19 protein-coding genes are annotated in these 19,525 nt (G+C 67.4%); 10 read left to right on the top strand and 9 right to left on the bottom strand.

Annotated elements, in window-relative coordinates:
- Complete coding sequence (locus ACVKN3_RS18550; RefSeq protein WP_354512529.1) at positions 1 to 543, top strand: GNAT family N-acetyltransferase; 543 nt, start codon at positions 1 to 3, stop codon at positions 541 to 543.
- Here ACVKN3_RS18550 and ACVKN3_RS18555 read toward each other — a convergent pair.
- The 4 genes from ACVKN3_RS18555 to ACVKN3_RS18570 all read right to left on the bottom strand — a co-directional run bounded on the left by ACVKN3_RS18555 (position 540) and on the right by ACVKN3_RS18570 (position 5,007).
- Positions 540 to 1,448: a hypothetical protein gene (locus ACVKN3_RS18555; protein WP_285406351.1), complete on the bottom strand. Its 909-nt coding sequence runs from the start codon at positions 1,446 to 1,448 to the stop codon at positions 540 to 542. The two genes, ACVKN3_RS18550 and ACVKN3_RS18555, sit on opposite strands and share 4 nt — an antisense overlap.
- Complete coding sequence (locus ACVKN3_RS18560; protein ID WP_354512531.1) at positions 1,445 to 3,691, bottom strand: M1 family metallopeptidase; 2,247 nt, start codon at positions 3,689 to 3,691, stop codon at positions 1,445 to 1,447. Before ACVKN3_RS18560 ends, ACVKN3_RS18555 begins: the two co-directional genes overlap by 4 nt.
- Before the next feature lie 88 nt (positions 3,692 to 3,779).
- Positions 3,780 to 4,637 (bottom strand): 2OG-Fe(II) oxygenase, encoded by an 858-nt coding sequence (locus ACVKN3_RS18565; protein WP_354512533.1) that lies wholly within the window; start codon positions 4,635 to 4,637, stop codon positions 3,780 to 3,782.
- A gap of 88 nt (positions 4,638 to 4,725) precedes the next feature.
- Complete coding sequence (locus ACVKN3_RS18570; RefSeq protein WP_285406345.1) at positions 4,726 to 5,007, bottom strand: GIY-YIG nuclease family protein; 282 nt, start codon at positions 5,005 to 5,007, stop codon at positions 4,726 to 4,728.
- A gap of 15 nt (positions 5,008 to 5,022) precedes the next feature.
- On the opposite strand from ACVKN3_RS18570, the gene ACVKN3_RS18575 reads away from it, so the two are divergent.
- Positions 5,023 to 6,096 carry an aminotransferase-like domain-containing protein gene (locus ACVKN3_RS18575; protein WP_354512536.1) on the top strand — a complete coding sequence of 358 codons (1,074 nt, stop codon included), beginning with the start codon at positions 5,023 to 5,025 and terminating at the stop codon, positions 6,094 to 6,096.
- Between the two features lie 26 nt (positions 6,097 to 6,122).
- Here ACVKN3_RS18575 and ACVKN3_RS18580 read toward each other — a convergent pair whose 3' ends face one another.
- Positions 6,123 to 6,989, bottom strand: a complete 867-nt coding sequence (locus tag ACVKN3_RS18580; protein ID WP_456992265.1) for a tRNA threonylcarbamoyladenosine dehydratase — start codon at positions 6,987 to 6,989, stop codon at positions 6,123 to 6,125.
- A gap of 65 nt (positions 6,990 to 7,054) precedes the next feature.
- On the opposite strand from ACVKN3_RS18580, the gene ACVKN3_RS18585 reads away from it, so the two are divergent.
- From ACVKN3_RS18585 to cqsA, 4 genes are all read left to right on the top strand, one after another.
- Entirely contained in the window at positions 7,055 to 7,444 is a 390-nt protein-coding gene (locus ACVKN3_RS18585) for a cytochrome C (RefSeq protein WP_285406339.1), read from the top strand.
- Between the two features lie 3 nt (positions 7,445 to 7,447).
- Positions 7,448 to 8,845, top strand: a complete 1,398-nt coding sequence (locus ACVKN3_RS18590; protein ID WP_354512540.1) for a sensor histidine kinase — start codon at positions 7,448 to 7,450, stop codon at positions 8,843 to 8,845.
- Positions 8,842 to 9,882 carry a response regulator gene (locus ACVKN3_RS18595; protein ID WP_051938940.1) on the top strand — a complete coding sequence of 347 codons (1,041 nt, stop codon included), beginning with the start codon at positions 8,842 to 8,844 and terminating at the stop codon, positions 9,880 to 9,882. The genes ACVKN3_RS18590 and ACVKN3_RS18595 overlap by 4 nt, the downstream gene beginning before the upstream one ends.
- A 164-nt stretch (positions 9,883 to 10,046) precedes the next feature.
- Positions 10,047 to 11,312 (top strand): alpha-hydroxyketone-type quorum-sensing autoinducer synthase, encoded by a 1,266-nt coding sequence (gene cqsA, locus ACVKN3_RS18600; protein WP_285406333.1) that lies wholly within the window; start codon positions 10,047 to 10,049, stop codon positions 11,310 to 11,312.
- A gap of 8 nt (positions 11,313 to 11,320) precedes the next feature.
- Here the strand turns inward: cqsA and ACVKN3_RS18605 are convergent, their stop codons facing one another.
- The 3 genes from ACVKN3_RS18605 to ACVKN3_RS18615 all read right to left on the bottom strand — a co-directional run bounded on the left by ACVKN3_RS18605 (position 11,321) and on the right by ACVKN3_RS18615 (position 13,918).
- Positions 11,321 to 12,175: an alpha/beta hydrolase family protein gene (locus tag ACVKN3_RS18605; protein ID WP_354512542.1), complete on the bottom strand. Its 855-nt coding sequence runs from the start codon at positions 12,173 to 12,175 to the stop codon at positions 11,321 to 11,323.
- 79 nt (positions 12,176 to 12,254) lie between these two features.
- On the bottom strand, positions 12,255 to 12,458 hold the full coding sequence (gene cspE / locus ACVKN3_RS18610) for a transcription antiterminator/RNA stability regulator CspE (protein ID WP_036111837.1): 204 nt from the start codon (positions 12,456 to 12,458) through the stop codon (positions 12,255 to 12,257).
- A gap of 1,250 nt (positions 12,459 to 13,708) precedes the next feature.
- A complete protein-coding gene (locus tag ACVKN3_RS18615; protein ID WP_036111834.1) occupies positions 13,709 to 13,918 on the bottom strand; it encodes a cold-shock protein in 210 nt (69 codons plus the stop codon).
- 328 nt (positions 13,919 to 14,246) lie between these two features.
- On the opposite strand from ACVKN3_RS18615, the gene ACVKN3_RS18620 reads away from it, so the two are divergent.
- The 3 genes from ACVKN3_RS18620 (at position 14,247) to ACVKN3_RS18630 (ending at position 16,669) form a co-directional block, all read left to right on the top strand.
- A complete protein-coding gene (locus ACVKN3_RS18620) occupies positions 14,247 to 14,732 on the top strand; it encodes a hypothetical protein (RefSeq protein WP_285406937.1) in 486 nt (161 codons plus the stop codon).
- A 173-nt stretch (positions 14,733 to 14,905) separates the two neighbouring features.
- Positions 14,906 to 15,457, top strand: a complete 552-nt coding sequence (locus ACVKN3_RS18625) for an EF-hand domain-containing protein (RefSeq protein WP_354517397.1) — start codon at positions 14,906 to 14,908, stop codon at positions 15,455 to 15,457.
- Positions 15,458 to 15,598: 141 nt separating this feature from the next.
- Positions 15,599 to 16,669, top strand: coding sequence for a phospholipase A (locus ACVKN3_RS18630; RefSeq protein WP_285406933.1), 1,071 nt, complete (start codon positions 15,599 to 15,601; stop codon positions 16,667 to 16,669).
- Between the two features lie 185 nt (positions 16,670 to 16,854).
- Here the strand turns inward: ACVKN3_RS18630 and ACVKN3_RS18635 are convergent, their stop codons facing one another.
- Positions 16,855 to 17,337, bottom strand: a complete 483-nt coding sequence (locus tag ACVKN3_RS18635; RefSeq protein ID WP_036142876.1) for an FKBP-type peptidyl-prolyl cis-trans isomerase — start codon at positions 17,335 to 17,337, stop codon at positions 16,855 to 16,857.
- Positions 17,338 to 17,525: 188 nt separating this feature from the next.
- On the opposite strand from ACVKN3_RS18635, the gene ACVKN3_RS18640 reads away from it, so the two are divergent.
- Positions 17,526 to 19,520 carry an ATP-binding protein gene (locus tag ACVKN3_RS18640; RefSeq protein WP_354517401.1) on the top strand — a complete coding sequence of 665 codons (1,995 nt, stop codon included), beginning with the start codon at positions 17,526 to 17,528 and terminating at the stop codon, positions 19,518 to 19,520.
- Positions 19,521 to 19,525 lie beyond the last annotated feature (5 nt).

The raw sequence follows: 19,525 nt of genomic DNA on the forward strand, positions 1-19,525 counted from the left end.
ATGCCCCTATCCAATATCCCCGTCCTGGAAACGCCGCGCCTGCGGCTCACCGCCCTTACCGAACAGCATTTCGACGACTACGCGCGCATGCTCGCGGATGCCGAAAGCACCCGGTGGATCGGTGACGGCCAGCCTCTTGACCGCATGAACGCCTGGCGGTCCATGGCCATGCTGCTGGGTCACTGGGCCCTGCGCGGCTGCGGCATGTGGGCCATGGAGCTGAAGGGCACCGGCGAATTCATCGGCCGCGCCGGCCTGATGAAACCGGAAGGCTGGCCCGACCTGGAACTGGGCTGGATGCTGAAGCCGGAGCACCGCCACCACGGCTATGCGACGGAAGCGGGCGAAGCCATCCTCGACTTCGCGTGGAACACTATGCACGCCCAGCGCGTCATCAGCCTGGTGCGCATCGGCAACGAGGCCTCAGACCACGTAGCCGAGCGGCTCGGCGGCGAACACATCGACAACATCGATTTCCTCGGTGGCGCCACCCACCTGTTCGCCTACTACCCGCCCCATCGCGAGCTGCGTCGCGCCAGCTAGGTCCGCGCGGGAAAGTCGGTACGCCGGCGGCGCTGCAGGTTCGTGCCGGCCAGGCCGGCCAGCGCCAGCAGGCGTGCGGTACGCATCCAGGCGATCACCGCCACGCCCAGCTGCACGACCAGAAAGGCGATGAACCACTCCCCGCCCACGGCCACCGCATGCCCGCGCCACGCGGCGATCAGGGCGGCCACACCCGCGCCAGGCACGGTGATCGCCAGGTACACCGACAGGCTGGCGAACGGCCGCCGCGCAAACTGCGCGACACCGCGCACAAAGGCGAGCAGCGACGAACGCAGCCCGGCATCGGCGATGAACTGGGCGCGCGCCGACTCGACCAGGGCCTGCGCGATCACGAAACCGAGCACGGTCAGCGCGAGGGCACCGTCCTGGTAGAGGTCCGCCGTCGACGGCAGCAACGCCGCCTCGACGCGCTCGTCCGCAAGCGACGTCACACCCTGCGAAAGCAGCACGACCAGGCCATAGGGAATCAGCGAGAGCGGCAGCAGGCGCAGCATCCGCCCGTACTCCGCGGCGCCGCCCTGCAACAGGGCACCGAAGCCCAGCGCGCGGCCAGCACGACCGCCGGCCACTACCATGCCCGTCAGGAACGGGGAAAAGGCCAGTGTGAGGATGGCGCCCACGGTGAAGGCCGAGCCCGTCCAGGTACTGCGCTGTACCGTGGCGACGGCATCGGCGAAGAACAGGCCGTCAAAGTGGCGCGCCCAGGCGCCCGCATGCACCGAATGTCCGGTCATGTCGTCGAGGACGCTCCACAGCGGCAACGCCACGACCAGCGTCGGCAGCAGCGTGATCGCCATCCACAGCAGCATCAGCCGCCATTGCAGGCCGCCGATCGCACCCAGGCCCAGGGCCGCTGCGGTCGATCGTTTGGTACGGGCGTTCATAGGGTCACCAGGAAAGCGTAGAACCCCTGCAGCAACGCCGCGACGTCGGCGCTCCAGCGATGGGAAGCGGCGTGGTCGGCCTCGACGGTGCGGCTGTCGTTGAGCTTGTTCGCATCGAGGTAGAGGGTGCGCTCCGGGTCCAGCTCGGCGGAAACGCCCTTGGCCGGCCGGGTGAAGACGAAGCGGGCCCAACGCCGCGTGTCGTCCCAGCGCGCGGTTTCCACGCCGCCATCGGCAAAGGTGACCTTGAGTGTCTGCGGTACCGGGGCACCGTCGCGCCAGAGGGTCACCGTGGTCTTCCACGGGAATGGGCCCAGGCCCTTCGCCGCACCGGGATGGGCCTTTTTCCAGGCGTCTCGTTGGCGCTCGATGGCCGCGTCGTTGTCGTCGGTACTGGTTTCCACACGCTTGCCGTCGACCAACGCCGTACCGGCCAGCGGCAGCACCTCCTCGCTGGCAATGTCGCTGACGCGGTCGTCGATGCGGTCGGTGCCGTAGACGTACTGGTCGAACACCTGCGCCACCACGGCCGGCTGCCCCGTCGAGGCCGACAGGGACGCCTGCAGGTCGCCGATCGACGGATGACGGAAGCGCCAGGTGGCGTAGTAATCCTTGAAGGCCTTTTCGGTCGCCGCCTTGCCCAGCCGTTCCTCGAGGTCGTGCAGGGCGGTGGCGGTACGCGAATACACCGTGACATACGTGCCGCTGGACAGGCGATCCCATGAGTTCGCGCCCAGCGCATCGGCCGGTCGCGACAGCATCGCCGTCATCCGTTCGAGCATGAATACCGGCAGTGCCGGCTCGACGCCGAAGAACCGCCACAGCGGCGTGGTCAGGTACACCGGCTGGTTGCGCGCGCGCAGCATGCGCTCGTCCCAGTATTCGTTGAGGCCTTCGTCGAGCATCGGCTCCTCGAACTCGTTCGAGGCGATCAGCCCGTAGAAATAGCCATGGCCGAACTCGTGCACGGTGACGAAATCCAGCATGTATTCGTCGATCGTCTTCGCCGGCACGCGGGTGTAACTGTCCGCGGTGAAGAAGGTGGGGTATTCCATGCCGCCCGCCTCGTCGGCGTTGAACGGCGGCACCACGGCGGTTACGGTCTTGTACGGGTAGGGGCCCAGCGTGGACGAAAACCAGCCGAGCGCATCGACGGTGGCCTTGAGCACCGGCTTCGCCGTGGCCGCGTATTCGGGTGGGTAGATCACGCGCACTTTCACGGTCGGGCTGCCCGGGCCTCGCCATTCACCGTCCATCGTGCGGTAGCCGGGCGCCGCCATCCAGGCGAAATCGTGCACGTCGGCCTGGATGAAATGCCAGGTGAGCGCGTCGCCTTCCGGCACCGGCTCCCCCTGCTGTTCGCCGGTGGCACCCACCACGTAGCCCTTGGGCACGGTCATGCGGACGTCGTACTCGCCGAAGTCGGCGTAGAACTCGCTGTTGAAATGGAACGCGTGCACATTCCAGCGCGGCGCCGTCGCGCCGCGCTCCCCGGCCAGTTCGAGCACGCCGATCTTCGGGAACCACTGCCCCACGAGATGGAACGAGCCGACGTAGCCGGTGCGCTCGATCACCCGCGGCAGCTGGCTGTGGAACGACATGTCGAGCGTGACGCTGGCACCGGGCGCCACCGGCCGGGCCAGGTCGACCCGCACCACGGTGTGGTCCGTCGTGGGGCCACCATCCGGGTGCACGTAGCGCCACGACAACGCGGCGCCGTCCTGCTCCACCCTGCCCAGGTCGATGTACCCCCATTCGCCCTTCTTCACCTCGGCCGCACCGCGCGAACCGCCGGCACCGGCGAGCACGTTGCGCTCGGTGAAGAACAGGCTGCCTTCCCCTTCGAAGGCATTCAGGTACAGGTGCAGGAACACCGACGACACCGGACGATCGCTGCGGTTGCGCCAGGTCAGCTGCTGCTGGCCGTCCACTGTGTGCTTTCCCGGATCGAGCCGCGCCTGGATGCGGTAGGACACGACGCGGTCGGACAGCGTGGCCTCGTCCCCCTTGCGTGGACCGCCCCACGCCTCGGGTGCGCTGGGCGTGCGGACGAAGCCGGCATGTGGCGATGCGAAGGGAATCTCGACGGGAAGCTGCGGCGCCGCGGCAACGGTGCTGGCAGAGGCCGGCACGGGCGGAGCGACGGGCGCGACGGGAACGGCATCCTGCGCCCATGCCCCGGCGAGGCCGAGCAGCGCCACCGCTGCGACACAACGAACCACCCTGGCTGCCTTGCGGCGCATCGACCACCCTCCCCTGCAATCCGGAAAGATTGCGGGCTGGGGCCTTCATGCCGATATAGGCCAGAGGTCACGGTTCACGCCCATGCGATCAGCCGGGGAACGGGCGCTCGCGCATCCACTTGGTGACGATCCATTTCTCGCCACGGATCACCGGTGCGCCGCCGTGCAGCGACAGCACATCGAGTGCCCCGTCGGCGTCGGTGTACTCGAAATACAACGCCTGCCCCTTGCGCGGCACGTAGCTGAAATCGATGCGCGGGAAGATGGTTTCCCCGCCTGCTTCGACATCCGCCAGGTACATGATCAGCGTGGATACCCGCTGGCCGCCTTGCCGCAGCGGAACCTCGCTGCCCTTTTCCTCCGGCGGGAAATAATCGTAGTGGGGAACGTATTCGCCACCGACGCCGTAACGCATCACCTGCAGGCCTTCACCGTGCTCCTCGCTCAGGCCCATGATGGCCGCGGCCCGTGCATCGATACGCTGGATCAGCGGATTCTCCGACCGCTGGAAGAACGCGCCTTCGCTCGTGCGGATATCCATGACGGTGTTGGCCCCGGATTCCGGCGAGACCACGGCGGAGCGTTCCAGGCGAACCTGCGCCATGTGCATCAGCTGCTCGCACTCCGCCTCGTCGAGCACCCCGTCGAGCAAGGCGACCACGGGCCGCGCGATGCGCAACAGCACCCGGATATCGCGGTCGGGGGCGTGCAGGATGTGGCCCTGGGCAAGGCGCGAGACGTGGGGCGTGGCCGGCGTCGACGGCTCGGCGACCGGCCCGGCCCCGCCGAACAAGGCATCGCTGATGGCACTGCGGGCGATACCGGTATCGAACTGGTGGTCGCGCATCGTGGCCAGGATATCGGCCGGCGCGTTGCCCGCGGCGAGCGACTCGGCGATCCAGCGGTACCAATCGGGCGTAACCCTGGTGTGCTTGCGCGTCTCCATGTGCGTGGAGCTCCCTGGCGAATGATCGTGAACAGTGTGCCTTTCCGGCGCCGAAAGTGCATCGTACGCAGCGTGAAGACGCCTGCGCTCAGCCGGCCGAATCGGGCGGCGATGCGACCAGCCACGCCAGCTTCTTCGCCCGCGGCAACCGTTTCACCACCCACTCGGCTCGTGACGCCTCGGCCCGGTCGGCGAACGGCCGCGAGCCGAGCAGGCGCACGGGCGGATTGGCCCGGGTATAGCGCGCGCCCTTGCCGGCCACATGCGCCGCATAGCGGGCGTCCAGGTCGTTGGTGATCCCCGCGTACCAGGCGCCGTTGCGGCATTCGATCAGATAGACACACCACATGCCGCGTAGCGTAACCGGCATGCCTACAATCGGGCCATGCATCCGTCCTACGACCTGGCCGTCAACTACCCCCTGCGAACCCCGGTAGCCGCCCGGCTGGCCGAGGCACTGGCCCACGCGACCGTGGGTCCCGACACGCTGGCCTATCCCGATCCGCAGGGTGCGGCGCCGACGCGCCAGGCGATCGCACAGTGGATGACCCGTATCGGCGGGCATGCCGCCGTCGATCCCGGCCACCTCGTGCTGACCCTGGGCGCGCGCCACGCGTTGTGGCTGGCGCTGGCGTGCCTTGTCGCCGAGGGGGAGGCGTCGACGGTGATGGTCGATACCCTTACCTACCACGGCTTCCGCGACCTCGCGTCGGGCATGGGAACCCGATGTGTCGATGTCGCCATGGATGAGCACGGCATGCTGCCGGATTCACTCGACGCCGTGGCGGCACGTTCGGGCAGCCGCGTCGTGTACGTGCAGCCGACCCTGCACAACCCGACCACCCTCACGCTGCCCCTGCAACGGCGCCTGGACCTCGCCGCGGTGGTGGAGCGACGGGGGCTGTGGATCGTCGAGGGCGACGTGTACAGCCACCTGGTGCACGACACGGGCGAGGCACTGCCGCCGTTCGCCACCCTGTTGCCCCAGCGCACCCTGCATGCGGGCGGCGTCGGCAAGCTGCTTGGCCCGGGCCTGCGCGTCGGCTGGCTGCGACTACCGAATCCGGCGCTCCTTGCGGCGTGCGTGGAGCCGCTCCGCCGCGCCACCGACGGCTTGCCGGGATGGCTGCCGGCCGTGGTCGCCGGCTGGATGCGGGATGGCACGGCGCTGGCGCTGAACCAGGCCCTGCAATCGGCGATGCGGGAGCGTGCGGCCCTCGCACGCCAGGTCGTGGGGCCCGACCTGGTGACCTCCGGCGCCAGCCTGCATGCGTGGCTGCCCTGCGCAGATGCGGAGGCCTTCAGCGAGCGCCTCCTGGCACGGGGGGTCAGGGTCGGTAACCCGGCCGGGTATGGCGATCCATCCACCCGTGCCACGGGGGTGCGCCTGTGCCTGGGGGCCGAGGAGGATATCGGCCGGCTGGAGGTGGCGTTGGGGATCGTTGGAGGGTGTCGTTAGGCCGGATTCGCGCACATCGTGCGCTCCTACCCGTGCGGGGGTGAGGGCGGGCCGTGCGGGGGTGAGGGCGGGCCGTTTGGCGATGGGGTGGCGGTCAGCTTTTCGAGGGCCTTGCCGACGGCGGCGAAGGCGAAGGCGCCGGTGACGTGCGTGGCGGCGCCCAGGCCACCGCCGCAATCGAGCTTCACCGCGTCGCTGCCGGAGGGTCGCACGCCGCAGACGCTGCCATCGGGCTGTGGGTAGCGCACGTTCTGCAAGGAATACACCGCGGATACGCCGAAAAAGCGATCGGGGTTGCGCGGGAAGCCGTGCTCTTGGCGGAGCTTCTTCCGGATCATGCTGAGCATGGCGTCGTGCTCGGTGCGCGACAGGTCGCGCACGCGCACCTGCGTGGGGTCGGTGCGGCCGCCGGCCGCGCCCACCGTCACCAGGGGCAGCTTGCGGCGGCGACACCAGACGATGGTCTCCAGCTTCACCTTAAGGGCGTCGCAGGCATCGATCACGACGTCGTAGTTGCGGTCCAGAAGCTCGTCCAGGCTGGACGGCGTAAGGAAACGCTCCATGGCCTCGAGCCGGATCGTCGGGCTGATCGCATGGGCGCGTTCGGCGATGACGCCCACCTTGGGCCGGCCGTACTGGCCGTCCAGCGCGTGCAACTGGCGGTTGGTGTTGGACAGGCAGACATCGTCGCCATCGATCAGCGTCAACCGGCCGACCCCGCTGCGCGCCAGGGCTTCGGCCGCCCACGAGCCCACGCCACCCACCCCGATGACGCATACGTGCGCCCGGGCGAGGCGGTCGAGGCTGCCGCGCCCGTACAGGCGCTCGATGCCGGCGAAGCGTTCCGCCTGTGCGGTACCCACATGATTTCCAGGGGAAAGGACTGTGCTCATGGTCTCATATTGAAAGAACGGAGCCGTCAGCTATGCTGACGACCGTGCCAGGCCAGGGATCCCCCATGCGTGCGTTGCTCCTCGTCATCCTCGGCCTCGCGGTCGGCGCGATGGGCGCGACCTTCGCGCTGTCCGCCCTGCGCCAGGGCACGCCGTTCCACAGCGGCGTCATGGCCGTGATGCAACATCGCATGGGGGTGCTGCGAGCCAACGTGCGGGCGAGGCAGTGCGATGCCAAGGTGTCGGCCAGGCAACTGGCTGCCCTGCGGGTCTCCGCCGGCGATATCCGCGACGCCTTCCCCGACATGGATGCCCCGTTCTTCGCCGCTGGCGACGCCCTGGGCCAGGCCGTGGATGTGGCGCGTACCGCCGCACCGGCCAGCTGCGACGCCCTGGCCACCGTCCTCAAGCCCATCGGCGATGCCTGCCAGGCCTGCCACCGGCAGTACCGCTGACCCATGACCGACGCCGGACCCGCCATGGACACGCCCACCGACAAACCCAGCGGTCCGCAGGGCTTCCTGCGCATGCGCTGGTGGCTGCTGGTACGGGCCATGGCACGTTTCGAAACCACCATGTTCCTGCGCACGCGCTACTCGCAGCCGAAGATGGTGGCGATCGGCGTCGTCGGCAGTTTCTGCCTGGCGGTGTATTACCCGGTCTGGGCCTATCTCTTCCCCCAGCCCTACGAAAACCTGCCCATGCGGCTGGTCTGCAGCGCCACCTTCATTCCGCTGGCGTTGCTGCCATGGTGGCCACGGCGCCTGCGCACCCACCTGCCGACCTACTGGTACTTCGCGATGACGGTGGCCATGCCCTTCTTCGTGGGCTACATGACGCTGCGCAACGCGACCCCGGCCTGGCTGATGACCCACCTCGCGTGCATCATGCTGCTGATGATGCTGTTCGACCTGGTCAGCTTCCTGCTGGTGTTCTCGCTGGGCAGCCTGCTGGCGGGGCTGGTCTTCGTGCTGTCGCCGGAGGCCCACCTGCATACGCGGACCATGCTGGAGTACATCCCGCTGCTGCTGTTCGGCATGGTCGGCGGCGCCACGTGCACCGTGTCGTCCAACATGGCGGAGCAATCGCGCATCGATGCCCTCACCGCCGCGTCCAACAACATCGCGCACGAGCTGCGCACGCCGCTGGGCTCGTTGCGCATCGCCGCGCGCGCGGTGGCTCGCTACATGCCCGACCTGATCCGCAGCCACCGGCTTGCCGAGGGTGAAGGCCTGGCCGTGCCGGAAATGCGGGCGCAGAACCTGCACGCACTGGAGCGAAGCATCGGCGTGATGGAGCGCGAGGTCACCTACGCCAATACCATCATCGACATGCTGCTGCTGTCGGCAAGGCCGATCGGCGAGGTGCCCTTGTCACGCCTCCAGGCCCGCGAGTGCGTGGAACAGGCCCTCCGGCGTTTTCCCTACGGTTCGCGCTCCGAGCGAGATCGCATCACCCTGTCGCCCTTGGGCGACTTCCCCCTTTACGGCGAAGAAAGCCTGGTGGTCCACGTGTTGTTCAACCTGCTGCGCAATGCACTTTTTCATACCGATCGCGCGGGCAAGGGCGACATCCGCGTGATCATCGAACCGGGCGAAGGCGTCAATCGCATCCGTGTGCACGACACCGGCCCGGGCATCCCCGCGGATGTCCTTCCCCGTGTTTTCAACCGGTTTTATTCCTACTCCAGCGACAGCGCCGGCACCGGCGCCATCACGGGGCTGGGAATAGGACTCGCTTTTTGCCGCGCGGCGATGGAGCATATGGGCGGTGGCATCGCATGCCGTACCGAACTGGGTGAATTTACCGAATTCACCCTGACCTTCCCGCATTCGGAACCCGGGGACCGGCAGTGACGACGTTGAACGCACAGGGCGACATCCAGCCCTTCCATTTCCCGACGACCACCGTGCTCGTCGACGACCACGAGGAATACCTCGACGTGGTCCCGCTCCTGCTCGACCCCATGGTCCGGGTACGCACCTTCAGTTCGCCGCGCAGCGCGCTGGCCACGCTGGGCAACAACGGCAGCCGCCCGGTGCCCGGGGGCGGCTGGCTTTACCGTTGGAAAGACCGCCCCTCGGAAACCCAGGAGCTGGTGGCGCTGGACATCGACTCGATCCACCGCGTGGTCTACGACCCGGAACGCTTCGCCGAGATCTCGGTGGTGGTGGTGGACCAGGCCATGCCCGAGATGGACGGCATCACCTTCTGCAAGCGCCTGCCCAACCCGCACATCGGCAAGATCCTGCTCACCGGTCGTGCCGACGACGCCACGGCGATCGACGCCTTCAACTCGGGCGTGATCGACCGGTTCATCCGCAAGAACGATCCCCTGGCGATCGAAAAACTGCAGACCGCCATCGTCGAACTGCAGCGCCGCTACTTCGACCGCGCCAGCGCCTTCGTGGCCGAGACCCTCGCCCTGGGCAATTTCCGCTTCCTGCGCGACCCCGCGTTCCGCGAGGTATTGCAGAGCGTCACGGCCACGTTCCAGCCCGTGGAGTGCTACGTGCACTGCAACCCGACCGGGCTGCTGCTGGTGGACGCCTGGGGCATAGGGCGTTTCCTGCTGGTGCAGACCGACGAGGACCTGCGTACGCACTATGAAATTGCGGCAGATCTGGGTGCGCCCGGCGCCGTGCTGGATGCCCTGCGCAGCGGCGACGCCCTGCCCTGGTTCAATTCGCGCGACGGGTTCTACCACAAGGGCGTGGAGCACCCGGAAAACCACATGTACGCAGCCACCGCGGTGTCCGGCGAGCAGTGGTATTACTACGCCCTGATCGACGAAGTCGAACGCTTCCGCCTGCAGCACGTCAAGTCGTACCGCACCTGGCTCCGCGAGCAGGACCTGAGCCTGGCCGCCGACAGCCGGCCCCGATTCATCTAATCGCGTTACCGTCCCCGGTCTCTCTGGCATTGCCAGGGGCCGGAGGACTTCCCCTCCTTTGGTCTCTCTCGTATTCGCGCCCGCCTGGGCGAGGCTGGCGCGCGCGCGTCGTTCGCGGTGAACGACGACGCGTTCATCGCCCATGACATCACAGAGAGATGACCATGGAAAACGTTTCCGTTCTGCACCGCGTCACCCGGGCGCCCGCGCTTCCCGCTTTCGTCGCGACGCGGGTCGATCGATTTCACAATGAACGTGTCGCCATCGACTGGGGCGGCCGTCACATTTTGCGAGGTCGCCGCCCCGAATCCGGCGACCTGATGCTCCAGAGCAACGATTACCTCGCCATCGCCGGCCATCCCGCGATCGTCGAGGCCCAGCGCGATGCCCTGGCCGCCGGCGGTCTGGGCATGATGATGTCCGCCCTGTTCCAGCAGGACGCCGACCAGCCGCTGCACCGTGTGGAGGCGGAACTGGCCCGGGCGGTCGGCAGCGAGGACGGCATCCTCGCCCAGTCGGGCTTCGCCGCCAATGTCGGCCTGCTGCAATCCATCGCGGGCGAACGGGTGCCGGTGTACGTGGACATGCTGGCGCACGCGTCATTGTGGGAGGGCATCCGCAGCGCGGGAGCGAAGGCGGTGCCGGTACTGCACAACGATGTGGGCCACCTGGAGCGCCAGGTGCTGCGCCATGGACCCGGCGTCGTCGTGGTGGATGCGGTGTACAGCACCAACGGCAGCATCGCGCCGCTGGAGGCGATCGCCAACTTGTCGCAGGCGCACGGCTGCGTGCTGGTGGTCGACGAATCGCACTCGCTGGGCACCCACGGCAGCCGCGGCGAAGGACTGGTCGCCAGCCTGGGGCTCAACGACCGCGTGCACTTCATCACCGCCAGCCTGGCCAAGGCGTACTGCTCACGTGCCGGCTTCGTCGCCTGCACCTCGCGCTTCAAGGACTACTTCGGGTGCGAGGCGTTGCCGGCGATCTTCAGCTCGTCACTGCTTCCCCATGAACTGGCCGGCCTGTCCGCAGCCCATCGGGTCATCCAGACCGAGGGCTGGCGGCGACAGCGCTTGCGCCAGGTCACCCGGCGCGTCCGCGCGGAGCTGACCGAACTGGGTTACCCGATCGCCGACGGCACCGAGCAGATCGTGGCATTCGAAGCCGGACAGGAATTGCTGACCGGCAAGGTCCGCGATGTCATGGAGCGCCACGGGGTGTTCGGTTCGGTCTTCAGCGCACCGGCCACCACGGTCAACCGCTCGCTGCTGCGCCTTACCCTCAACGCGGGCATGAGCGACGACGACGTATCACGGCTCATCGAAGTATGTCGCGTCGCCCGGGATGCCATGGACGTGCCGGCATGGAGCGCGTCGCGCCGTGCGCGACGCGACGGCGAACGTGGGATGGCTACCTCGGAAGTAGCCTGACAACGGGCTCATAGCCCATCGGCGATCCGGCGCGCGATCGCGTCGGGCGCCTTCATCCACGTGAAATGATCCGCCGCCTGCCCGTCCAGGTCCACCGGGGACACCAGGTGGACCTGGCTTGGCGCATCCGGCATCTTGCCCAGCAGGAATTCCAGCGACGCCGCGGGGGCCAGCCAGTCGTCGCGAAGCCGCAGGGCCAGCACGGGTGACGTCTGGCGTCGCAGCGCGGTTTCCAGGTCGACGCGGAGACCACGTGCCGAATACGTGCCTCGGCGCCCGCTGCGCGCCCAATCGGCAATGACCCCGCGCGCCTCGTTGCCGCCGAAGCCGATCCGACGCCCCGGCAGTCGCCCGACCAGGTTCGCGAGCGCGGGCGCCGCCATGTAGGCAAGCACAACCCAGGGTTTGAAGCGCCGCCAGTACGGCGCCCCGCTCCCCACCAGGACCACGCCCGCCGGAGGCTGGGGCGCGGTGGCCGCAAGGAGGCAGGCCAGCTGCCCGCCCAGGCTATGCCCGCCGACGTGGACGGGGCTGTCCGGTACGGCGCGGCGCAGGGCCGCCAGGCTGGCCGGCAAGTCGTCGCCCAGCAATTCGCGGTAACCCCAGTTCGCGCGGCGCGATGCGCGTCGGTCGCTCGAGCCCAGACCACGCCACTCATGCAAGGCGACGGCCACTCCACGTGCCGCCAGCGCACGGGCCAGGCCGTCGTAGTGACGCGCGCCGACACCCATGGCGGGCAGCCAGAGCAGCGCCGCACGAGGCGGGGCCGAGGCCGGCCGGTAGATCAGGAGGTCCGCCGATGCGCCGTCCGTCATGCGGAGGGGCTGGGACGAGGTGACGATGTCGGGTGTGCTGGCGGTCATACAAAAAACCCTCCCGGCGCGAAGCACCGGGAGGGTCAAAGTCATGCAGGAACGGGCGGCGCGAGGCAGCCCGAGGGCATTACTTCGGAACGACGTTGTCAGCCTGCGGGCCCTTCTGGCCCTGGGTCACGGTGTATTCCACCTTCTGACCCTCGGCAAGCGACTTGAAGCCGTTGCCCTGGATGGAACGGAAATGCACGAACACGTCCGGACCACCCTCATCCTGAGTGATGAAGCCAAAGCCCTTGGCGTCGTTGAACCACTTCACAGTACCAGTTGCCATCACACACACCTCTATCCAACACACTAAAAACCCGACTCGGCGAGCCGGCGACTTACTGGGCATGCTGGACCGGGTGAGGCGATGAGCGTGGATTACGCGCTTACATCGGGTCACTCGCGTAACCGCGCAGACTCAGTGGGGTCGATCATAACCGTATTTTCGCGAAGTTCTGTAGGGGAACCCCTACATGGGACGAATTTTTGACGTCTATCACGTGATTTGGGTCGAAATCTTGGGAAAAAATGACTTTGTGAAGGGCTCTGGAGGGGGTGGGCTCGCCTTTGGCATCGCGTTGGGCCTTGGCACCTTGGCACCTTGGCACCTTGGCACCTTGGCACCTTGGCACCTTGACGCCTTGGGGCAAGAGCCGGCGGGTGCCACCCTCGGGGCCACGCCTGCGGCGACCCGCTAAGGAAAGGCCGCGTTCGCGGCCGTGTATCTATTCCCCTACGGGGCGGGTCGGGCTTCGAACGGGGGTTTCCGATTCGCCATCCATGGCTCAGCGGAAACGGCCGGCCGTCCTGGCCGGCCCCCTGACGGGCCTTTTCCGTTCGAACCCCTCGCCTACGGCTACCGGCCCCGAGGGTGGCACCCGCCGGCTCTTTCGGCGACTGAGGTTGCGTGTGGGGAAAGCGCAGAGCCAGGTTTCGCTTCGTTGCTGGAAACGCTCGCCTGCCTGGTGCGCATGGCATCGGTCGCCTTAGGTACGTCGAGGGTTCGCGCACGTGCGTGCGCTCCTACCCCCAGACGGCAGATCACGCGTTGGATATGCCACAAACTGACCTATCCCTGGGGTAGGAGCCCACGATGTGGGCGAAAAGCCAACAAAGCGGCGACGCCCTACCCTGCACGTCTGCGGTCGCTCGCGTCACAACCTACCTCAGTCTTGGGAAGAGCCGGCGGGTAGCCCCCTCGGGGCCGGTAGCCGCAGGCGAGGGATTCGAACGGACAAGGCCCGAAGGGGGCCGGCCAGGACGGCCGGCCATTTTCGCTGAGCCATGGATGGCGAATCGAAAATCCCCGTTCGAAGCCCGACCCGGGCCCGTAGGGCAATCAATAAACGGCCGCGCACGCGGCCCTTCATTGACGGGTCGCCGCAGGCGTGGCCCCGAGGGGGCTACCCGCCGGCTCTTGCTCCAGTGCCCAAGGCTCCAAGGCTAAACGCGATGCCGAAGGCGAGCCATTCGCCCACAAAAAAAGGCCGGGCGTCGCCGCCCGGCCTTTCTTATGCAGCTCGGATATCCGAAGGCTTAGGCCTTCTGGACTTCCTCAGCCTGCAGACCCTTCTGGCCGTTGACGACCTTGAAGGAGACCTTCTCGCCTTCGGCGAGGGACTTGAAGCCGTTACCCTGGATGGCGCGGAAGTGCACGAACACGTCCGGGCCGTTCTCACGGGAGATAAAGCCGAAGCCCTTGGCGTCGTTGAACCACTTGACGGTGCCGATTTCACGATCCGACATAGAAACACTCCAAAACAATTTTTACGAATAAAACCGGCAACTTGAAATAGCTGCCGCCTAACTGGTGTGCAAGGAAACGCGAGGAGCGAAGCGATGTTGCGGATACGTGATCAGCTGCATCGGGTCAAACTGACTCTATGACCCCGGCAAACACAGTCCGGCGACTATACAGCGCCATGTCACAAATAGCGATGCCGCTCAGGCCGCATCCGTAGTCGGCTCACTGACGTAACTTTCACGGTATGGGCGCACATGCTTGCGGGCGGTCGCAAAAGCACAGCGATCTCACCTACCATCCGCTCACGTTCTAACCAAGGGGGACCGCTCCATGAACCACTCCAGCATCCGACTCGTTCCGCTTCTCATCGGCGCCCTGGCGCTGGCGGCGTGCGCGGATCACAACGCCAGGACGACGTCGGGCAACACCCGCACGACCGTGTCCTCGACACCCGCGAGCAGCTCCTCCAGCAAGCCGCGTGTCACCTCCACCACGACCAGCGGCTCGACCTCCCGGACGACCAGCCGCACCGCGACCGCCACCAAGGACGCCCCCCTGCCCGACAGCACGGGTATCGCCGCCTGTGACGAATACCTGGCCAGCTACAAGAGCTGCCACCTCGCCGCCGGCATCTTCGCGCGCGACCAGATCGACAGCCGCTACGACATGATGCGTACCAGCCTGCTGCGCCAGTCGCAGGACCCGGACATGCGCGGTCAGCTGGGTGCGCGCTGCGCATCGCTGGCCAGCCAGTTGAAGGACGCGCTGCACGGCAAGTCGTGCGCCGACACGCCGGCTCCGGCCTCCACGCGCTGAGTTTTCGAGAGTCACCCACCAGCGCCGTGCACGTCCTGTCGGATGGGCGTGACGGCGCGGTGCAGGGCCTTTCGTAGTTGTGCCGCCGTTAAATCTCTCCTTGGTAGCGTCGGGAACGATGCTGCGGATCGACGATCCGTGGCGATCCGACCACCGTTACTAAGGAGGCTTATATGAAGACGCATATTCGCGCTGCCGCACTGGGCGCTTCGTTGTTGCTGGCCGGTGCCGCTTTTGCACAGGACGTTCCGCCGCCGGGCCGCGTGCCGCCTCCGCCGGCCGGTGAGGCCACGCCTCCGCCGCCGCCCCCGTCGGACACGGCACCGGGCACGATGCAGCAGCAGGACCCGGCCATGCCGCCGCCCGCCGCCAATGCGCCGCCTCCGCCGCCCCCGGGCGACATGCCGCCGCCGCCCCGTCCGGGCGATGCCCCGCCCCCGCCTCCGCCGGGTGGCGAAGCCGGCTCGATGGGTCGCCCCATGCCGCCGCCGCAGGGCGCTGGCCAGGTTGTGGTGAACAGCAGTCCCGCACCGGCCAAGCCGTCGGGTCCGGCACCGGATTTCGCGACGCTCTCAGGCGGCAAGGGCTCGATCAGCCCGACGCAGGCTTCGGCGTTCCCGCTGCTGGCTAACGACTTCCAGTACGCCGACGCCAACCGCGACGGCCGCGTCTCGAAGGCTGAGTACCAGAAGTGGGTGACCAAGTCGGGCGCCAGCGGACAGTAAACACGTTCTATCCCGCGCCAAGGAAACGGCCCGCATGTCGGGCCGTTTCCTTGAGTATTCGCGCACATGCACGTTTTTCACATTTGTCACGGATACACTTCCGCTTGCCGGGCAGTCACCGGCTCAGGGAGTCTCCGTACGATGAAACGAATCCACGCCGCCGCCGGCGCCTTCGGCGCTTACGCCTGTCTGCAGGCGAGCCTCGCCTTTGCGCAGAATCCGAGCCCGATGGATATTCGCGCCTGCTCGGGTATCGAAACCGACTCGCAGCGGCTGCTCTGCTACGACAAGGCGGTGGGCCGACCGAACATGACCACGGCGGCGAAGAAGGAAGATCCCAAGGGTGAATCCATGAGCGTCGACCTGGCCACGCGCAATTCGGGCGACGTGCCGCGTCCGCTTTCGCTGCTGGACAGCCGCTGGGAGCTGTCGCCCGAGAGCAAGCTGGGCACGTTCAACCTGCGTGGTTACAAGCCGACCTATGTCCTGCCGTTCTTCGGTACGAACAAGCAGAACACTACGCCACACACGCCCGCGCCGGACCACACCGTCACGACGCCGCAGAACCTCGACAACGTCGAGGCGAAGTTCCAGATCAGCATGAAGACCAAGGTGGCCGAGAACCTGTTCGGCGACAATGGCGACGTGTGGGTGGGTTACACGCAGTCGTCCCGCTGGCAGGTGTACAACAAGGACAACTCGCGTCCGTTCCGCGAAACCAACTACGAGCCGGAAGCGTTGCTGGTGTTCAACACCAACTACAACCTCTTCGGCTGGAACGGCCGTCTGGCCAGCATCGGCATCAACCACCAGTCCAACGGACGCGCCGACCCGCTGTCGCGCAGCTGGAACCGCGTGGTCGCCGACATCGGCCTCGAGCGCGAGGGCTGGGTCATCATGCTGCGCCCCTGGTGGCGCATCCCGGAAGCGCGCAAGGACGATGACAACCCGGATATCAAGGATTACATGGGCCGCGGCGAAATCACCGTCGTGCACGAGGTGGGTCGCCAGGAGTTCTCGCTGACCGGCCGCCATTCCTTCCGCACGGGCGACCGCTCACACGGCTCGCTGCGCGGCACCTGGAGCTTCCCGGTCGTGAACAACCTGCGTGGCTACGTGGAAGTGTTCAACGGGTATGGCGAAAGCATGATCGACTACAACCACCGCGCGACGTATCTGGGCGTAGGTGTGTCGTTGCTCGACTGGTATTGAGTCTGAGGGTGGCTGATTCGCGCACATCGTGCGCTCCTACCAAGCGTCGCGTGTAGGAGCGCACGATGCGCGCGATCAAATCCGCGCCACATTCGGTGTAGGAGCGCACGATGTGCGCGATCCTCAAGACGCTCGCGATCGAACCAGGCCGGGGCGCGACAGACGCACGCCCCGCCCCATCACCCTCAGTGCTGGTGACCGCCCGCGCCATGGACATGGCCGTGGGCCAGTTCGTCCTCGGTGGCATCGCGCACATCGGTGATCTCGACGGCGAAGTGCAGCGTCTGGCCGGCGAGCGGGTGGTTGCCGTCGACGGTGACGTTGTCGCCCTCGATCTTGCTGACCGTGACGTTGATACTGCCCTGGTCGTTGCGACCCTGGAACTGCATGCCCGGCTGGAGGTCTTCCACGCCCTGGAACGCCGCGCGCGGCACCACCTGGATCAGTTCCTCGTGACGGACGCCGTAGCCTTCCTCGGGAGCGACGTCGACCTTGAACTGGTCGCCGACCGAACGGCCTTCCAGCGCTTTCTCGAGGCCGGGCACGATATGGCCTTCGCCATGGATATAGGCCAGCGGCTCGCGACCGTCCGAGCTGTCGACGACGTTGCCCTGGTCGTCGGTCAGCGTGTAATGGAAGGAAACGGCGTGGCGGTTGGCGATCTGCATGAAATTCTCTCGCTGGGAGGGGGAAAGGGAAGACATGAAGGCGCCTTCCCGAACCCTCAAGGCTAGGCGACCCGCCGCCCGCGTGCAAATCCACGGAATCGGAGCATGCTGCGCCGCAACCCTTCGCCGCACCGCGATCTGCTAATTTTTCCGCTTTTCCCCACCCTGTCCAGCTCGCCGGGAGCCGCATGTTCGAGTGCATTCTGATCGCCAACCGCGGAGAGATCGCCTGCCGCGTGATCCGGACCTGTCGCCGCCTCGGCATCCGTACGGTCGCGGTGTATTCCAGCGCCGACGCGGATGCCCAGCACGTACGGCTGGCCGATGAGGCCTGGCCGATCGGGGGACCGCGGCCGGCCGAGTCCTACCTGCGTGGCGACGCGATCATCGAGGTAGCGCGACGCAGCGGCGCCCAGGCGATCCATCCGGGGTACGGTTTCCTCTCCGAAAACACCGATTTTGCGCGTGCGTGCGCCGCCGCCGGCATCGTGTTCATCGGGCCGCGTCCGGAGAGCATCGACGCCATGGGCTCCAAGGCGGCCGCCAAGGCACTGATGGAGCGTCACGCGGTGCCACTGGTGCCCGGCTACCACGGCGCCGACCAGGATCCCGGCCACCTCGCCGACGAGGCCGCGCGCACGGGCTTCCCGCTGATGATCAAGGCGGCCTCCGGCGGTGGCGGCAAGGGCATGCGTATCGTGCACGACGCCGCCGGGTTCGCCGAGGCGCTGGCGTCCGCGCAGCGCGAGGCGGCCAACGCGTTCGGCGATACGCGGGTGATCCTGGAGCGTTACGTCGAACATCCGCGCCACATCGAGTTCCAGGTGTTCGGCGACACCCACGGCAACATCGTCCACCTCAACGAACGTGAGTGTTCCGCGCAGCGGCGCTACCAGAAGGTACTGGAAGAAACACCGTCGCCCTTCCTCGACGAGGCTCGCCGTGCACGCATGGGTGCCGCCGCCGTGGCCGCCGCGCGTGCCGTGGATTACGTAGGCGCCGGCACCGTGGAATTCATCGTCGGCCAGGACGGCGAGTTCTTCTTCATGGAGATGAACACCCGCCTGCAGGTGGAGCACCCGGTCACCGAGGAAACCCTGGGGCTGGACCTGGTGGAGTGGCAGCTGCGGGTCGCCGCGGGCGAGCCCCTGCCCTTGGCCCAAGAGGACATCCGTGCCGAAGGCCACGCCATCGAGGTTCGGCTTTACGCGGAAGACCCGGAAGCCGGCTTCCTGCCCGGCTCGGGCAAACTACTGTCGCTGACCTTGCCGCCGCCCTCGCAACACGTTCGCCTGGACGGCGGCGTGATCGCCGGTGACATCGTGACCATCTTCTACGACCCGATGATCGCCAAGCTGATCGTCCACGACCGCACCCGCGCGCAGGCCATGGAGCGGCTGCGCGAGGCACTGGCGGCCACGGACATCGTCGGCCCGAAGTCGAACGTCGCCTTCCTCGAACGCCTCGTGCGCCATCCCGTGGTGGTAGAGGGGCGGATCGACACCGGTTACCTCGACCGGCACCTCGAGCAGTTCCTCGTCGGTAACGACCAGCCGGCCGACATCGAACGGTTCGCCGCCGCCACCGCGGTGCTGCTGGCCGACGAAGCCGGCGTCGCCGGGGCCGCCGGCGATCCCCACTCGCCCTGGGCAAAGGCCGACGCCTGGCGCCTCGGGCATCACGGCAAGCGCGTCGTCGCGCTCATGCAGGGCGACGTACGCCACGAGATCGAGGCGCACGGCCACGACGGCGCCTACGTGCTGCGCGAAGGAGAGGCGTCATGCACGGTCGCCGGCGCACGGCGGGACCACGGCGTGTTGTCGGCCCGTTTCGACGGCGAGAGCCGCCGCGTGCCCCTGGCGGTCGACGGCGATCGCGTCCGCCTGCACGACGGACAGGGACGCCGCTGGACCTTCACCCGTGCGCCGGCTTATGCCTGGGCCGGCGCCGATTCCGCCGGCGCGCGTCATCTCGCGGCACCGATGCCGGGTCGCGTGGTGCTGGTGCGTGTGGCCGCGGGCGACGTGGTGGAGGAAGGGCAGGAGCTGATGGTGATGGAGGCGATGAAGATGGAGCTCGCCTTGAAGGCACCGCGCGCCGGCACCATCGAGAGCGTCTCGGCAGTACAAGGCGATTTCGTCGACGCCGATGCCGTGCTCGTCCGCTTCGCCGAACCCGCCTGACCGGA

It is taken from the genome of Luteibacter sp. PvP120 (assembly GCF_054055715.1).

Bases quoted from the DNA above. Each gene is read 5' to 3' on its own strand.
- ACVKN3_RS18550 (WP_354512529.1), top strand. From the start codon at position 1: ATGCCCCTATCCAATATCCCCGTCCTGGAAACGCCGCGCCTGCGGCTC.
- ACVKN3_RS18555 (WP_285406351.1), bottom strand. From the start codon at position 1,448: ATGAACGCCCGTACCAAACGATCGACCGCAGCGGCCCTGGGCCTGGGT.
- ACVKN3_RS18560 (WP_354512531.1), bottom strand. From the start codon at position 3,691: ATGCGCCGCAAGGCAGCCAGGGTGGTTCGTTGTGTCGCAGCGGTGGCG.
- ACVKN3_RS18565 (WP_354512533.1), bottom strand. From the start codon at position 4,637: ATGGAGACGCGCAAGCACACCAGGGTTACGCCCGATTGGTACCGCTGG.
- ACVKN3_RS18570 (WP_285406345.1), bottom strand. From the start codon at position 5,007: ATGCCGGTTACGCTACGCGGCATGTGGTGTGTCTATCTGATCGAATGC.
- ACVKN3_RS18575 (WP_354512536.1), top strand. From the start codon at position 5,023: ATGCATCCGTCCTACGACCTGGCCGTCAACTACCCCCTGCGAACCCCG.
- ACVKN3_RS18580 (WP_456992265.1), bottom strand. From the start codon at position 6,989: ATGAGCACAGTCCTTTCCCCTGGAAATCATGTGGGTACCGCACAGGCG.
- ACVKN3_RS18585 (WP_285406339.1), top strand. From the start codon at position 7,055: ATGCGTGCGTTGCTCCTCGTCATCCTCGGCCTCGCGGTCGGCGCGATG.
- ACVKN3_RS18590 (WP_354512540.1), top strand. From the start codon at position 7,448: ATGACCGACGCCGGACCCGCCATGGACACGCCCACCGACAAACCCAGC.
- cqsA (WP_285406333.1), top strand. From the start codon at position 10,047: ATGGAAAACGTTTCCGTTCTGCACCGCGTCACCCGGGCGCCCGCGCTT.
- ACVKN3_RS18605 (WP_354512542.1), bottom strand. From the start codon at position 12,175: ATGACCGCCAGCACACCCGACATCGTCACCTCGTCCCAGCCCCTCCGC.
- cspE (WP_036111837.1), bottom strand. From the start codon at position 12,458: ATGGCAACTGGTACTGTGAAGTGGTTCAACGACGCCAAGGGCTTTGGC.
- ACVKN3_RS18615 (WP_036111834.1), bottom strand. From the start codon at position 13,918: ATGTCGGATCGTGAAATCGGCACCGTCAAGTGGTTCAACGACGCCAAG.
- ACVKN3_RS18620 (WP_285406937.1), top strand. From the start codon at position 14,247: ATGAACCACTCCAGCATCCGACTCGTTCCGCTTCTCATCGGCGCCCTG.
- ACVKN3_RS18625 (WP_354517397.1), top strand. From the start codon at position 14,906: ATGAAGACGCATATTCGCGCTGCCGCACTGGGCGCTTCGTTGTTGCTG.
- ACVKN3_RS18630 (WP_285406933.1), top strand. From the start codon at position 15,599: ATGAAACGAATCCACGCCGCCGCCGGCGCCTTCGGCGCTTACGCCTGT.
- ACVKN3_RS18635 (WP_036142876.1), bottom strand. From the start codon at position 17,337: ATGCAGATCGCCAACCGCCACGCCGTTTCCTTCCATTACACGCTGACC.
- ACVKN3_RS18640 (WP_354517401.1), top strand. From the start codon at position 17,526: ATGTTCGAGTGCATTCTGATCGCCAACCGCGGAGAGATCGCCTGCCGC.